Consider the following 16,045-nt stretch of genomic DNA (forward strand, 5'->3'; position numbering starts at 1 on the left):
TTCTTGTCAGCTAGCAGCGCAGATTACGCTTCGTCGCCGTGGTGTTGCTGGGTTTCGATATCCTGCAGCGCTTCGGCAGCTTCGCCAGCCATCGAGGCTTTCTCGGCCAGCAGCAGTGCTTGACGCTCTTCCACTTCCCACGCTTCTTTCTCTTTGCGTGCGCGGTGGAAGGCCAGGCCCGTACCGCCAGGAATCAGACGGCCGACGATGACGTTCTCTTTCAGGCCGCGCAGACCATCGCGCTTGCCCATGATCGCCGCTTCGGTCAGCACGCGGGTGGTTTCCTGGAACGATGCGGCCGAGATGAACGAATCGGTCGACAGCGATGCCTTGGTAATACCCAACAAAACGTTTTCGTAGGTCGCTGGAATCTTGTTCTCAACGGCCATGCGATCGTTCTCGTCCAGCAGTTCCGAACGCTCTACCTGCTCGCCAACGATGTAGTTGGTGTCGCCGGCATTGACGATCTGAACACGGCGCAGCATCTGACGCACGATCACTTCAATGTGCTTGTCATTGATCTTCACGCCTTGCAGACGGTACACGTCTTGCACTTCGTCAACGATGTAACGTGCCAGCGCTTCGATACCCAGCAGGCGCAGGATGTCTTGCGGATCGGCCGGGCCGTCCACGATCATCTCGCCCTTATTCACGACTTGGCCGTCATGCACCAGCACTTGTTTGTCCTTGGTGATCAAGAACTCATGCTTGTTGCCGTCCATGTCCGTGATTTCCAGACGCTGCTTGCCCTTGGTTTCTTTACCGAACGCAACCGTACCCGTGACTTCCGCCAGCATACCGGCATCTTTCGGCGAGCGCGCTTCGAACAGTTCCGCAACGCGTGGCAGACCACCGGTAATATCGCGCGTTTTTTGCGATTCGGTAGGAATACGTGCCAGCACTTCACCCACCGATACCTGTTGACCGTCCTTGACCATGATCAGCGCGCCGACCTGGAAGCCGATCGCCACCGAGTGTTCGGTGCCGGCGATCTTGACTTCTTCGTTCGCGTCGTTGATCAGCTTGACTTGCGGACGCAACGTTTTCGTCAACGAACCGCGACGTTTCGCATCGATCGCCACCAGGGTGGACAGACCGGTCACTTCGTCGACCTGACGGGCTACGGTGACGCCTTCTTCGACGTTCTCGAAACGCACTTGACCGGCGTATTCGGTAATGATCGGACGGGTCAGCGGATCCCACGTTGCCAGGGCCGTACCGGCCTTGATGACCATGCCGTCCTTGACGATCAGGGTCGCACCGTACGGTACTTTATGACGCTCACGCTCACGGCCATGGTCATCGGTGATCAGCACTTCGCCGGAACGGGAAATGACGATTTGCGCGCCCTTGCCGTTCGTCACGTAACGCATGGTTGCCGTGAAGCGGATGGTACCGTTCGACTTGGCCTCCACCGACGATGCCACTGCTGCACGCGATGCCGCACCACCAATGTGGAACGTACGCATGGTCAGCTGGGTACCAGGCTCACCAATCGACTGCGCTGCCACCACACCGACGGCTTCGCCGGCGTTGACCAGCATGCCGCGGCCCAGGTCGCGGCCATAGCACTTGGCGCACAGGCCGAAGCGCGTGTCGCATGTCAGTGGCGTGCGAACCTTGACTTCATCGATGGACAGACGCTCGATCTCTTCGACCATGTCTTCGTCCATCAAGGTGCCGGCTTCGTACAGCGTTTCCTGGGTTTCAGGATTGACGACGTCATGCACCACCACGCGGCCGAGGATACGGTCACGCAACGGTTCGATGACTTCACCACCTTCGACCAGTGCCTTCATGACGGCGCCGTTCATGGTGCCGCAATCGTCCTCGATCACCACCAAGTCTTGCGTCACGTCAACCAGACGACGCGTCAGGTAACCGGAGTTAGCCGTTTTCAGCGCCGTATCGGCCAGACCTTTACGAGCACCGTGGGTCGAAATGAAGTACTGCAAAACGTTCAGACCTTCGCGGAAGTTCGCGGTAATCGGCGTTTCGATAATCGAGCCATCCGGTTTGGCCATCAGACCACGCATACCGGCCAACTGACGAATCTGGGCTGCGGAACCGCGCGCGCCGGAGTCGGCCATCATGTAAATGGCGTTGAACGATTCTTGCGTCGACTTGGTGCCGTCGCGGCGGATCACGTCTTCGACTTTGAGCTGGTCCATCATGGCCTTGCCGACTTCATCCGAGGTTTTGCCCCAGATATCGACTACCTTGTTGTAACGCTCGCCGGCGGTCACGAGACCCGAGGCGTATTGCTGTTCGATCTGCTTGACTTCCGACTCGGCCGTCGCGATCAGGGTGACTTTTTGAGGCGGTACCAGCATGTCGTCGACGCAGATCGAGATACCGGCGCGTGTCGCCAGGCGGAAACCCGATTGCATCAGTTTGTCTGCGAACACCACGGTGGCGCGCAGGCCGCACTTGCGGAACGACGTGTTGATCAGCTTGGAAATTTCTTTCTTTTTCAGCGCGCGGTTCAGGACGGAGAACGGCAGGCCTTTAGGCAGAATTTCCGACAGGATCGCACGGCCGATCGTCGTTTCATAGCGGGTAACCGTTTTCTCGAATTCGCCCGTTTCGGCGTTTTTCGGGTATTCGGTAATACGCACGGTAACGCGGGTCGTCAGTTCGACTTCCTTGTTGTCGTAGGCGCGGATCACTTCCGATACGTCAGGGAACATCATCCCTTCGTTCTTCGCATTGATCGCTTCGCGGGTCGCGTAGTACAGACCCAGCACGATATCCTGGGAAGGAACGATCGATGGTTCGCCGTTCGATGGGAACAGGATGTTGTTCGATGCCAGCATCAAAGTGCGTGCTTCCATCTGCGCTTCGATCGACAGAGGAACGTGGACCGCCATTTGGTCACCGTCAAAGTCGGCGTTGAATGCGGCGCAGACGAGCGGGTGCAGCTGGATGGCCTTGCCTTCAATCAGGACTGGCTCGAAAGCCTGGATACCCAGACGGTGCAAGGTAGGTGCGCGGTTCAACATGATCGGATGTTCACGGATCACGTCTTCCAGGATGTCCCACACGACCGGCTCTTGAATCTCGACCAGCTTTTTCGCAGCCTTGATCGTGGTCGCCAGACCCATCAGTTCCAGTTTATTGAAAATGAATGGCTTGAACAGTTCCAGCGCCATCAGTTTCGGCAAGCCGCACTGATGCAGTTTCAATTGCGGGCCCACGACGATGACCGAACGACCGGAGTAATCGACGCGTTTGCCCAGCAAGTTTTGACGGAAACGGCCGCCCTTGCCCTTGATCATCTCTGCCAGCGATTTCAGCGGACGCTTGTTGGCGCCGGTCATCGCTTTGCCGCGACGGCCGTTGTCCAGCAGCGAATCGACCGCTTCTTGCAGCATGCGCTTTTCGTTGCGCGTGATGATCTCTGGAGCGCGCAGCTCCATCAGGCGTTTCAGACGGTTGTTACGGTTGATGACGCGGCGATACAGATCGTTCAGATCCGAGGTCGCGAAACGGCCGCCATCCAGCGGTACCAGCGGACGCAGTTCCGGCGGCAGCACTGGCAGCACTTCCATGATCATCCAGTCAGGCTTGATGCCCGAACGTTGGAACGCTTCCAGCACTTTCAGGCGCTTCGCGTATTTCTTGATCTTGGCTTCGGATTTCGACTCCTTCAGTTCCACGCGCAGGGTTTCGGCATCGCGGTGGATGTCGATCGAGCGCAGCAGTTCACGGATACCTTCGGCGCCCATGAAGGCGGTGAAGTCGTCGCCGTACTCTTCGTACTTGGCGGCGTAGTCGTCTTCCGACATGATCTGGCATTTTTTCAGCGGGGTCATGCCTGGATCGGTCACGACGTATGCTTCAAAGTACAGCACGCGTTCGATGTCCCGCAGGGTCATGTCCAGGACCATGCCCAGACGCGACGGCAGCGACTTCAGGAACCAGATGTGCGCGGTAGGCGAAGCCAGCTCGATGTGGCCCATGCGCTCGCGGCGCACCTTGGCCAGGGTGACTTCGACGCCGCACTTTTCGCAGATCACGCCGCGGTGTTTCAGGCGCTTGTACTTGCCGCACAGGCATTCGTAATCCTTGATCGGGCCAAAGATCTTGGCGCAGAACAGGCCGTCGCGCTCAGGCTTGAAGGTACGGTAGTTGATGGTTTCCGGCTTCTTGACTTCGCCGTAGGACCACGAACGGATTTTCTCAGGCGAAGCGAGACCGATCTTGATTGCATCGAAGGTCTCGTTGGTCTGTACTTGCTTGAATAGATCGAGCAGTGCTTTCATGTATCACTCCAGAGGTGATTAAATTTCTATATTCCTGAGACTACATTGCCCGGCGTGGTTTCCCAGCCGGGCTTTGTGTTTCCCAAACCAAATGACAGGTGGCTGTCTTTTAGTTGCGTTCGAGGTCGATATCGATACCCAGCGAACGGATTTCCTTGACCAGCACGTTGAACGATTCCGGCATGCCGGCGTCGATCACGTGGTCGCCCTTGACGAGGTTCTCGTACACTTTGGTACGGCCATTCACGTCATCGGACTTGACGGTCAACATCTCTTGCAAGACATACGACGCGCCATACGCTTCCAGTGCCCAGACTTCCATCTCACCGAAACGCTGACCACCGAACTGGGCTTTACCGCCCAGTGGCTGTTGCGTCACCAGCGAGTAAGGACCGGTCGAACGCGCATGCATCTTGTCATCAACCAAGTGATGCAGTTTCAGCATGTGCATGACGCCGACAGTAACCTTGCGCTCGAACGCTTCACCGGTGCGACCGTCATACATGGTCACCTGGTTTTTCGAAGCGGTCATGCCCAGGTTCTTGGCGATGTCGTCCGGATACGCCAGGTCCAGCATGCGGCGGATCTCTTCTTCATTGGCGCCGTCGAACACTGGCGTGGCGAATGGAACACCTTTTTTCAGGTTTTCCGCCAGCTTCATGATCTCTTCGTCGTCGAAGTTGTCCAGCTCTTCAGCACGGCCGTTGTCGTTGTAGATCGTCGTCAGGTACTTGCGCACTTGCTCGACCTTGGTTTGCGCCTTCAGCATTTCGCCGATGCGGATACCCAGACCCTTGGCAGCCCAGCCCAAGTGAGTCTCGAGAATCTGACCGACGTTCATCCGCGAAGGAACGCCCAGCGGGTTCAGCACAACGTCGGCTGGCGTGCCGTCGGCCATGTATGGCATGTCTTCCACAGGAACAATACGGGAAACCACACCCTTGTTACCGTGGCGACCTGCCATCTTGTCGCCCGACTGCAGGCGGCGTTTCACGGCCAGGTAGACCTTGACCATTTTTTGCACGCCTGGTTGCAGCTCATCGCCTTGCGTCAGTTTCTTACGCTTCTCTTCGAAGGCCAGATCGAACTGGTGACGCTTCTCGTTGATCGATTCCTTGATCGCTTCCAGCGCTACCGCTGCATCGTCGTCCGCAGGGCGGATGTCGAACCAGTGGTATTTGTCCAGATCGGCCAGGTATTCCTTGGTGATCTTGGCGCCTTTGGCCAGCTTTTTAGGGCCGCCGTTGACAACTTTGCCGATCAGCATTTTTTCCAGACGCTGGAAGGCATCGCCTTCAACGATACGCATCTGGTCGTTCAAATCCAGACGGAAGCGTTTCAGTTCGTCATCGATAATTTGCTGGGCACGCTTGTCGCGCACGATGCCTTCACGGGTGAAGACTTGCACGTCGATCACGGTACCGATCATGCCCGAAGGCACGCGCAGCGACGTATCTTTCACGTCCGAAGCTTTTTCGCCGAAAATCGCGCGCAGCAGCTTCTCTTCCGGGGTCAGCTGGGTTTCGCCTTTTGGCGTCACTTTACCAACCAGGGTATCGCCGGCTTGTACTTCAGCGCCGATGTAGACGATACCGGACTCATCCAGACGTGCCAGCTGATTTTCAGCCAGGTTCGAGATGTCGCGCGTAATTTCTTCCGCGCCCAGTTTCGTGTCACGGGCCACCACCGACAACTCTTCGATGTGAATCGAGGTGTAGCGGTCGTCCTTGACGACGTTTTCCGAGATCAGGATCGAATCTTCGAAGTTCAGACCATTCCATGGCATGAAAGCCACGGTCATGTTCTGGCCCAGCGCCAATTCACCCAGGTCGGTCGATGCGCCGTCGGCGATCACGTCGCGCTTGGCAACACGGTCGCCCACTTGCACGATAGGACGCTGGTTGATGTTGGTGTTCTGGTTCGAACGGGTGTACTTGATCAGGTTGTAGATGTCGACGCCCACTTCACCAGCGGTTGCTTCGTCATCGTTGACGCGAATCACGACACGGCCCGCATCGATGTAATCGACGATACCGCCACGCAGCGCTTGCACGGTGGTGCCCGAGTCGACCGCAACGGTGCGTTCGATACCGGTACCGACCAGCGCTTTTTCCGGACGCAAGCAAGGCACAGCCTGGCGTTGCATGTTGGCGCCCATCAATGCACGGTTTGCATCATCGTGTTCGAGGAACGGAATCAGCGAGGCAGCGACGGAAACGATCTGGCCTGGCGCCACGTCCATGTACTGGATGCGCTCCGGGGAGACCAGGATGGTTTCGCCGGCTTCACGGGCCGAGACCAGTTCATCGGACAGCATGCCTTCGTCGTTGATGGTCGCATTCGCCTGAGCGATGATGTAGCGGCCTTCTTCGATGGCGGACAGGTAGTCGATCTGATCGGTAATCTTGGAGCCTTCGACCTTGCGGTACGGGGTTTCCAGGAAGCCGTATTCATTCAGGCGGGCATACAGAGCCAGCGAGTTGATCAGACCAATGTTCGGACCTTCCGGTGTCTCGATCGGGCAGACGCGGCCGTAGTGGGTCGGATGCACGTCGCGCACTTCAAAGCCGGCGCGTTCGCGTGTCAGACCGCCGGGTCCCAGAGCCGATACGCGGCGCTTGTGGGTAATTTCCGACAGAGGATTGGTTTGGTCCATGAACTGCGACAGCTGGGACGAACCGAAGAACTCGCGAATCGCGGCCGAAATCGGCTTCGAGTTGATCAGGTCGTGCGGCATCAGGTTGTCCGCTTCGGCTTGGCCGAGGCGTTCCTTGACGGCGCGCTCAACACGCACCAGGCCGGCGCGGAATTGATTCTCGGCCAGCTCGCCCACGCAACGTACGCGACGGTTACCCAGGTGATCGATATCGTCGACTTCGCCGCGGCCATTGCGCAGTTCCACCAGGATCTTGATCACGGCCAGTACGTCTTCGTTCGACAGCGTCATGGCGCCGGTCAGTTCATCGCGGCCAATGCGGCGGTTGAACTTCATGCGGCCCACGGCCGACAGGTCGTAGCGGTCCGAGTTGTAGAACAGGCCGTTGAACAACGCTTCAACGGAATCTTCCGTTGGCGGTTCGCCTGGACGCATCATGCGGTAGATTGCCACTTTCGCAGCCATCTGGTCGGCGGTGTCGTCGATACGCAGGGTTTGCGAGATGTAGGCGCCCTGATCCAGGTCGTTCGTGTACAAGGTCTGGATTTCGGAGATGTTGGCATCGCGCAAGCGGCCCAGCAGGTCTTCCGTCAGCTCATCGTTCGCGGAAGCGACGACTTCACCGGTATCGCCATCGACGATGTTCTTCGCCAATACGCGGCCCAGCAGGTAGTCTTCCGGTACGGAAATGTGCTTGATGCCGGCAGCTTCGATATCACGCACGTGTTTCGCGTTGATACGCTTGTCTTTCAGCACCAGGGTCTTGCCCGACTTGTCGACGATATCGAAACGCGCCACTTCGCCGCGCAGACGCTCGGAGACGAATTCCATTTCCGCGCCTTCGGAGCGCAGGTTGAAATTGTCGAAGACGAAGAAGTTCGCCAGGATTTGCTCATGCGACATGCCGATGGCTTTGAGCAGGATCGTCACTGGCATCTTGCGGCGGCGGTCGACGCGGAAGAACAGGATGTCTTTCGGGTCGAACTCGAAGTCCAGCCACGAACCGCGGTAAGGAATGATACGCGCGGAGAACAGCAGTTTACCGGACGAGTGGGTCTTGCCGCGGTCGTGCTCGAAGAACACGCCAGGCGAACGGTGCAACTGGGAAACGATAACCCGCTCCGTGCCGTTGATCACGAACGAACCGGTGGTCGTCATGAGCGGCAATTCGCCCATGTAGACTTCCTGTTCCTTCATCTCTTTGACGACGGGCTTGGTTGGCGATTCCTTGTCCAGGATCACCAGGCGCACTTTCGCGCGCAGCGGCGACGCGAACGTCAGGCCACGTTGTTGACATTCTTTGACGTCGAAGGCAGGATCGCCCAGAACGTACGACAAGAATTCGAGACGCGCAAAACCATTGTGCGAAACGATAGGGAAAATCGAAGTGAAAGCCGACTGCAGGCCATCATTCTTGCGGCCGGACGGTGCTATGTCCTCTTGCAAGAAGCTATGATAAGACTCGAGCTGGGTCGCCAGCAGGAACGGAACGTGGTGAACGTTGGCGCGCTTCGCGAATGATTTGCGAATGCGTTTCTTCTCAGTAAATGAGTAGTGCATGGACACTCCGTGAGTGACAGAAAGGATAGAAAATTCAGGTTTTGCAAGTGTTCGTTTGCACCGCTGCGTGTGACACAGACGAAACCTCAAGGCTCTGCTTTCCGGCTTGAATCGAATAAAAACTGCTGCTACAACTACATGACAAATACGATGCAGACGACAAAGGAGCCAAAGTCGGATTTCCCCCCTTGCGAGGGGAAACCTCAGACTTTGACTCGGGCGCTAACTGCCGCCGGTACAGATATTACTTGATCGAAGCGGTTGCGCCGGCTTCTACCAGTTTCTTCTGTGCAGCTTCAGCGTCAGCTTTCGACACTGCTTCTTTCACAGTTTTTGGTGCGCCATCGACCAGGTCTTTAGCTTCTTTCAAGCCCAGGCCGGTGATTTCGCGAACTGCTTTAATAACGCCAACTTTGTTTGCGCCGAAGGTGTCAAGGATGACGTTGAATTCGGTTTGTTCTTCAGCAGCTGCTGCTGGGCCTGCTGCAGGACCGGCCGAAGCCATCGCTGCTGCGGACACGCCGAATTTTTCTTCGAATGCTTTAACCAGGTCGTTCAGGTCCATTACGGACATGGCGCTAACTGCTTCCAGGATATCGTCTTTGCTAATTGCCATTTTGAAACTCCTAAATTTATTACGTTAGTTACATCAGATTGGTACTGAGAGAAAAAAGCGCGCGCAATTAAGCGGCTGCTGGGGCTTCTTCTGCTGCTGCTTCTGCAGGAGCTTCGGCGCCTTCGCCTTTTTTCGCTGCCAGGGCAGCCAGACCACGTGCAAAGCCCGAAACCGGAGCCAGCATAACGCCCAACAACTGCGAAATGAGGACTTCACGGCTAGGAATGCTCGCCAACGCGGTGACAGCAGCTGTATCCAGCGGCTTGCCTGCGTAGTTACCTGCTTTGATGACCAGTTTGTCGTTGGTTTTAGCGAAGTCAGCGATGACTTTAGCTGCTGCAACGGCATCGGCCGAGATCGAGTAGATCAACGGGCCGGTCATGGCATCTGCCAGGCTGGCGAATGCGGTACCTTCAACGGAGCGACGAGCCAGAGTGTTTTTCAACACACGCAGGTACACGCCTTGGGCACGCGCTTTAGCACGCAGTTGCGTCAAGTGACCAACCTGGATGCCACGATATTCGGCCACGACGATCGTTTGCGCATTTGCTACTTGTGCGGAAACTTCGGCGACGACGGCCTTTTTGTCATTCAGATTGAGACTCACGGTCAACCTCCTTAAATGATGTTCGGCAATCACAACCGAGTGGTTGAGCGCCTTGCATCGGTTCGAACACGGCGTCCGAAGTCAAGAAGTACTAAACTGAGCGGATGGATTCACGCAGCATGAAGACTACAAAACTTGTTCGGGTACACCATCTGCGTTGGGCACTTGCCGTTGCCGGCAAGCCTATTAACCTTCTGCATGTGCAATCGCAGTCGGCCCAACGGTCTTTGATTGTCTGCCTGCCTGGTGCGAACACCGGGCAGACAGCCCAAAGATGCGCCCGCAGCGCCCGAAGGCGCTACAGGACTTGATTCTGTTACTTAAGCTGCCAGGCTAGCCTGATCAACACGGACGCCAGCGCCCATGGTCGACGACAGCGAAACTTTGCGCAGGTACACGCCTTTGCTCGATGCTGGCTTGGCTTTGTTCAGTGCGTCGATCAGTGCGACCAGATTCGACTTCAGATCTGCGTCAGCGAACGATTTACGGCCGATGGTAGCGTGGATGATACCGGATTTGTCGGTACGGTACTGAACTTGACCGGCTTTCGCGTTTTTCACGGCGGTAGCGACGTCAGGAGTAACAGTGCCAACTTTCGGGTTAGGCATCATGCCGCGTGGGCCCAGGATCTGACCCAGGGTACCAACGATACGCATGGTATCTGGCGAAGCGATAACGATATCGAAAGGCATGTCGCCGGCTTTGATCTGCTCAGCCAGGTCTTCCATACCAACGATGTCGGCGCCAGCTGCTTTAGCAGCTTCAGCTTTTTCGCCCGACGCGAATACTGCCACGCGTACGGTTTTGCCGGTACCAGCTGGCAGCACGACGGAGCCGCGCACCACTTGGTCGGATTTCTTAGGATCAACACCCAGTTGTACCGATACGTCGATCGATTCATTGAACTTGGCCGTTGCGCACTCTTTGATCAGAGCGACAGCGTTGTCGAAAGCGTACACTTTGGTACGGTCGACTTTGGCTTTCAAAGCCTTGATACGTTTGGATAACTTAGCCATTATACAACACCTTCCACCGTGATACCAATCGAACGAGCGGAACCAGCGATGGTGCGTACAGCAGCATCCATGTCGGCAGCGGTCAGATCAGGGGTTTTCAATTTAGCGATTTCTTCAGCTTGTGCGCGGGTCAGCGTACCGACTTTGTCGGTATGTGGCTTCGGCGAACCTTTGGTGATCGCAGCAGCTTTTTTGATCAGGTAGGTTGCTGGAGGCGTCTTCATCACGAACGTGAAGGACTTGTCCGCAAATGCGGTGATCACGACTGGAATCGGCATGCCTGGCTCCAGACCTTGGGTCTGTGCATTGAAGGCCTTGCAGAATTCCATGATGTTCAGACCACGTTGACCCAGAGCTGGACCGATTGGTGGGGATGGGTTTGCTTTACCAGCTGGCACTTGCAGCTTGATAAAACCAATGATTTTCTTTGCCATGATGGCTCCTATCTTGGATTGAGTAGTAGCGCCCCGCCGATCCTACCCTGGCGGGGCTCCTCTGACCGGATTTCGCTGAGACTGCCGCGACGCTCCTGGTGGCGCTTGATAATACTTAGACTTTTTCGACCTGGCCGAATTCGAGCTCTACCGGAGTAGCGCGACCGAAAATGGTGACCGAGACGCGCACTTTGGATTTCTCGTAATTGACTTCTTCGACATTGCCGTTGAAGTCGGTAAACGGACCATCCTTAATGCGTACTTGCTCGCCCACTTCGTACAAGGTTTTCGGACGGGGCTTTTCAACACCTTCCTGCATCTGCTTCATGATGCCGTCGATTTCGCGCGCGGAGATCGGCGTCGGCTTGTTCGACTTGCCACCAATGAAACCGGTAACCTTGCTGGTGTTCTTGACCAAGTGCCAGCTTTCGTCCGTCATTTCCATTTCAACCAGCACATAGCCAGGATAGAAACGACGTTCGGTGACGGACTTGACACCATTCTTGACTTCGACAACTTCTTCGATCGGCACCAGGATCTGGCCGAACTGGTCTTGCATGCCCGCGCGCTCGATGCGCTCGGTCAGTGCGCGCATGACGCTTTTTTCCATGCCGGAATAAGCATGCACGACATACCAGCGCTTGCTGCTCACTGGTACGCTCAGCGCTGCACCAGTGTCCGCTACCGGAGCGTCGCCCGGAACGGACTCGTTCGCCGCTTCATCATGCACATTTTCGCTCATTATTTTTTCCAACCCAGAATTACGTCATACAACAAAAACTCGAGCAATTTATCCGTGCCCCACAGGAAAATCGCCATGACCAGCACAAAGGCAAACACGATCGCAGTAATCTGCGTGGCTTCTTTGCGGGTAGGCCAAACGACTTTCTTGGTTTCGCGCACAGCTTCTTTGGCGAAATTGAGAAATTCACGGCCGGTCGTCGAGACATACAAGAGCGCAACAGCAATAACCAAACCAGCCACAAGCGCGCTTGCACGCACCAGAGCTGGTTGGCCTGCCAGGTAATAAAACCCGACTACTCCTGCAATCGCAGCCACTATTGCCAGCGCGACTTTTATCTTGTCACTCGACGTGCTAACGGTTTGCACGGATTGATTTGACATTTTTCTACTTTCGGTGCCCTGCACCTTGACGGTGGCAGGGACGGAGGGCATCGAACCCCCAACCTTCGGTTTTGGAGACCGACGCTCTGCCAATTGAGCTACGTCCCTACGTAAAACTTTCGAGGAGTGCTATTCTACCACCCAGGACGCCCCGGGTGGTAGCATAACATTTCCTTATGCGATGATTTTTGCAACCACGCCGGCGCCGACGGTACGGCCGCCTTCGCGGATAGCGAAGCGCAGACCTTCTTCCATCGCGATCGGGTTGATCAGCTTGACGGTGATCGACACGTTATCGCCTGGCATGACCATTTCTTTGTCTGCTGGCAACTCGATCGAACCGGTTACGTCCGTCGTACGGAAGTAGAACTGTGGACGATAGTTGTTGAAGAATGGCGTATGACGGCCGCCTTCGTCTTTCGACAGAACATAGATCTCGCCGGTGAAGTGAGCATGCGGCTTGATCGAGCCTGGCTTTGCCAGAACTTGACCACGCTGCACGTCTTCACGCTTGGTGCCACGCAGCAGCAGACCAACGTTGTCGCCTGCTTGACCTTGGTCCAGCAGTTTGCGGAACATTTCCACGCCGGTGCAAGTCGTTTTGACGGTATCGGTGATACCGACGATTTCGATCTCTTCGCCGACTTTAACAATGCCGCGCTCGATACGACCGGTCACAACGGTACCGCGACCCGAGATCGAGAACACGTCTTCTACTGGCATCAGGAAGGCGCCGTCAACAGCGCGCTCTGGCGTTGGGATGTAAGCATCCAGCGCATCGGCCAGACGCAGCACTGCGTCAACGCCCATTTCGCCTTCTTTGCCTTCCAGCGCCATACGTGCCGAACCTTTGATGATTGGCAGGTCGTCGCCCGGGAATTCGTACTTCGACAACAGCTCGCGCACTTCCATTTCAACCAGTTCCAGCAGCTCTGCGTCGTCGACCAGGTCGCACTTGTTCAGGAACACGATGATGTATGGAACGCCAACTTGGCGGGCCAGCAGGATGTGCTCGCGGGTCTGTGGCATTGGGCCGTCAGCTGCGGAGCACACCAGGATCGCGCCGTCCATCTGGGCAGCACCGGTAATCATGTTTTTGATGTAATCGGCGTGGCCTGGGCAGTCAACGTGCGCGTAGTGACGCGTTTCCGTTTCGTACTCGACGTGGGCGGTGTTAATCGTGATACCGCGCGCTTTTTCTTCTGGAGCTGCATCGATCTGGTCGTATGCTTTAGCTTCGCCGCCGAATTTCTTCGACAGAACCGTTGCGATTGCAGCGGTCAGCGTGGTTTTACCGTGGTCGACGTGGCCGATGGTGCCGACGTTGACGTGCGGCTTGGTCCGTTCGAATTTACCTTTTGCCATTTTGAACTCCTAATGATTTGATTAGATTGCTCAGGCACACGCCCGACGGTCTGGTTTGAATTGCTTCTGTGCTGCCTGCTGCGAATTCTGGTGCCCTTGACGTGGATCGAACACGTGGCCTCTCCCTTACCAAGGGAGTGCTCTACCACTGAGCTACAAGGGCTGTAATTTGTTGCATGCGATGCATCAAGCATCTGAACGGAAACTGGAGCGGGTGAAGGGAATCGAACCCTCGTCGTAAGCTTGGAAGGCTTCTGCTCTACCATTGAGCTACACCCGCGAGGTATCGTTCACTTTATCTTCACTTACTTTTGCTACTACCCAGTTTTCCTTGCAAAAACTTGGTGGAGGGGGCTGGATTCGAACCAGCGTACTCATAGAGAACAGATTTACAGTCTGTCGCCTTTAACCACTCGGCCACCCCTCCGCGGGAACCGCAGAGTATGAAGCATCTACTCACAACTGTCAACCTTATTTACTGATGCCTGACTGCTGCATTTGCTTATAAAGAAGAAGTTGGCTGCTTCGGGGCGTGATTATAAGCTCCCGATTTGAGAATGTGCAAGGGTTGGCGCGAAAAAGTCTGCTTTTTTTGGATTTTTTTTATCCCCCCTGCCGGGAAACCGCATTTTCCCGTCATTTTCCCCTTTTACCGGGCGTCAGGCGGATGCATCCAGGAGTTGCCGAGAGGCTTATATTTACGCAACAACTGCTGATGCAGGCCCGACAGCACGGGCAATTTGGGGTTGCGCGGGTCCAGGCGGCGCACGCCGGCGATAAACGTCAGCGCCTGCTGCCCCATGCGTTCATCCCAGCCTTCGTGCTCCAGGCATTTCAGCACGGCCACGGCCGCATTGAACACCACTTGCGGATTATCGGGCAGGCGCGTGACGGCTTCGCCCATCAGATCGACGGCGCCGCGGAAATCGCCCTCTCCCGCCCTGGCGGCGCCGGCCGCCACCATGTCGGCCACTTCCTGGCGGCTTTGGCGCGCCAGCGCCTTGGCCAGCTCGTCGCGCCCGGCATGCTCGAACACGGCCATGGCGCGCGTCATGGCCGCACTGTCGGGCGCATTGCGCATGACTTCGCGCATCACCTCGGCGGCGCCGTCTTCGCGCCCATGCGCCAGGCAGTGGCGCGCCAGTTCGGTTTTCAGCATGTTCGAGCCGCCCACGCTGTGGCGGTTGGCGGCCAGCGCCGCGTCGAGCGATTGCTGCAGGCGCTCCTCGTTGCCCGTATGCGCATGCAGCATGGCGCTGCACAGCGCACTGCACAGCTCCGCATTCTTTTGCCCGCCCATCGACTTGTCGAGGTCGCGGATCACGGCGCCCACCTGCAGCGGGTCGCCCTTGCGCACCAGGGTCTGCACCAGGCGCACATGGTCTTCCGGATCGCGGAATTCCGAATACTTGGCCTTGCTGACGACCAACTTCAGGGATTTTTCCGCCATCTCGATATCGTCGGCCGCCAGGGCCGCCTCGCCCAGGCGGCGCAAGCGGCGCACGGCGTGCGGCGACAGGGCCACCGCTTCGCTCAGGGCGGCCTGCGCCAGTTCCGGCTTGCCTTGCGCCAGATGCGTGCGCGCCAGCCAGTCATATGCGTCGAGAAAACGCTTGTTGTTTTCCAGCAATCCCTCCAGGGTGCCTTGCGCCGCTTCGTACTCGCCCAGCAGGAACTGCGTCTTGGCCTGTCCCAGGCGCGCCCAGCCGATGGACTTGGCTGCGTACAGGCCCGCGTAGATCGGCTCGGCGTCGGCCGCTTCGCCCAGCAGCAAATGCAATTCCGCGCGCAAGCGCAGAAAATCGGTGGCGTAGCGGGGATACAGGCTGGCGCCCTCCGCGCAGGCGGCAATCGCCGCGCGCTCGTTGCCCACGTCGATCAGCTCGTACACGGGCACGAAGGCATTGCGCTTGTCCAGCGCGCGGCCGATGCGCTCGAGCATGTTGTCAGCGGTGAAAGGTTTCAGAATGTAATCGGTGGGCAACAGCTCGACGGCGCTGACCACCTTGGCGAAGCTGCCTTCGCCCGTGACCATGAAAAACATGGTCGATGCGTGCATCAATTTGTGGTGGCGCAGGTCTTCCAGCATCTGCTGGCCATCCTGCCCGCCATCGAGATCGTATTCGCACAGGATCAAATCATACGATTTGCTGCCCAGCATGCGAATCGCCTGGCCCGAGCTGGCCGCGTCATCGATCTTCGCCAGGCCGCACAGGTTGAGCATATTGTGCAGGCTGGCGCGCATGCCCGGATGCGGCTCGATGATCAGTGCGCTAAGGCCCTTGAGTTCTTTCATGTCGTGATGTCCGAAAACTCCGCGGCGCGCCACACTGGTGCGTGGCGCCAGCCAGCATGAGGCTGCCGAGTATATGACGGCGCCGCGCGCAAGGGAATGGCGGCG

Annotated in this window: 10 protein-coding genes and 4 tRNA genes; all 14 read right to left on the reverse strand. The window is 57.0% G+C overall.

Features of this window, described 5'->3' with window-relative positions; all coding sequences use genetic code 11:
* Nucleotides 1–23: 23 nt before the first annotated feature.
* On the reverse strand, nt 24–4,265 hold the full coding sequence (gene rpoC, locus VPH40_RS11545; RefSeq protein WP_034753138.1) for a DNA-directed RNA polymerase subunit beta': 4,242 nt from the start codon (nt 4,263–4,265) through the stop codon (nt 24–26).
* Between the two features lie 109 nt (nt 4,266–4,374).
* The gene (gene rpoB, locus VPH40_RS11550; RefSeq protein WP_219118875.1) at nt 4,375–8,481 is read right to left on the reverse strand and encodes a DNA-directed RNA polymerase subunit beta; all 4,107 of its coding nucleotides are present in this window, start codon (nt 8,479–8,481) and stop codon (nt 4,375–4,377) included.
* Nucleotides 8,482–8,725: 244 nt separating this feature from the next.
* Nucleotides 8,726–9,097 (reverse strand): 50S ribosomal protein L7/L12, encoded by a 372-nt coding sequence (rplL, locus tag VPH40_RS11555; RefSeq protein WP_034753136.1) that lies wholly within the window; start codon nt 9,095–9,097, stop codon nt 8,726–8,728.
* A 67-nt stretch (nt 9,098–9,164) separates the two neighbouring features.
* Nucleotides 9,165–9,704, reverse strand: coding sequence for a 50S ribosomal protein L10 (rplJ, locus tag VPH40_RS11560; protein ID WP_034753621.1), 540 nt, complete (start codon nt 9,702–9,704; stop codon nt 9,165–9,167).
* 320 nt (nt 9,705–10,024) lie between these two features.
* Nucleotides 10,025–10,720 (reverse strand): 50S ribosomal protein L1, encoded by a 696-nt coding sequence (gene rplA / locus VPH40_RS11565; RefSeq protein ID WP_034753134.1) that lies wholly within the window; start codon nt 10,718–10,720, stop codon nt 10,025–10,027.
* Complete coding sequence (gene rplK, locus VPH40_RS11570) at nt 10,720–11,154, reverse strand: 50S ribosomal protein L11 (RefSeq protein ID WP_034753131.1); 435 nt, start codon at nt 11,152–11,154, stop codon at nt 10,720–10,722. Before rplK ends, rplA begins: the two co-directional genes overlap by 1 nt.
* A gap of 115 nt (nt 11,155–11,269) precedes the next feature.
* Nucleotides 11,270–11,896 (reverse strand): transcription termination/antitermination protein NusG, encoded by a 627-nt coding sequence (gene nusG / locus VPH40_RS11575; protein WP_077398778.1) that lies wholly within the window; start codon nt 11,894–11,896, stop codon nt 11,270–11,272.
* A complete protein-coding gene (gene secE / locus VPH40_RS11580) occupies nt 11,896–12,279 on the reverse strand; it encodes a preprotein translocase subunit SecE (protein ID WP_010394308.1) in 384 nt (127 codons plus the stop codon). Before secE ends, nusG begins: the two co-directional genes overlap by 1 nt.
* Nucleotides 12,280–12,311: 32 nt before the next feature.
* Nucleotides 12,312–12,387: transfer RNA gene (locus tag VPH40_RS11585), tRNA-Trp, on the reverse strand.
* Between the two features lie 66 nt (nt 12,388–12,453).
* The gene (tuf, locus tag VPH40_RS11590; RefSeq protein ID WP_077398776.1) at nt 12,454–13,644 is read right to left on the reverse strand and encodes an elongation factor Tu; all 1,191 of its coding nucleotides are present in this window, start codon (nt 13,642–13,644) and stop codon (nt 12,454–12,456) included.
* An 88-nt stretch (nt 13,645–13,732) separates the two neighbouring features.
* Nucleotides 13,733–13,807: transfer RNA gene (locus VPH40_RS11595), tRNA-Thr, on the reverse strand.
* Nucleotides 13,808–13,850: 43 nt separating this feature from the next.
* Nucleotides 13,851–13,924 (reverse strand) — tRNA-Gly (locus VPH40_RS11600).
* A 62-nt stretch (nt 13,925–13,986) separates the two neighbouring features.
* Nucleotides 13,987–14,071, reverse strand: a tRNA-Tyr gene (locus VPH40_RS11605).
* 222 nt (nt 14,072–14,293) lie between these two features.
* Nucleotides 14,294–15,940: a tetratricopeptide repeat-containing response regulator gene (locus VPH40_RS11610; RefSeq protein ID WP_099665766.1), complete on the reverse strand. Its 1,647-nt coding sequence runs from the start codon at nt 15,938–15,940 to the stop codon at nt 14,294–14,296.
* Nucleotides 15,941–16,045: the final 105 nt, after the last annotated feature.

The sequence above is a fragment of the Janthinobacterium sp. P210005 genome, assembly GCF_036231865.1.
Taxonomy (GTDB): domain Bacteria; phylum Pseudomonadota; class Gammaproteobacteria; order Burkholderiales; family Burkholderiaceae_D; genus Janthinobacterium; species Janthinobacterium kumbetense.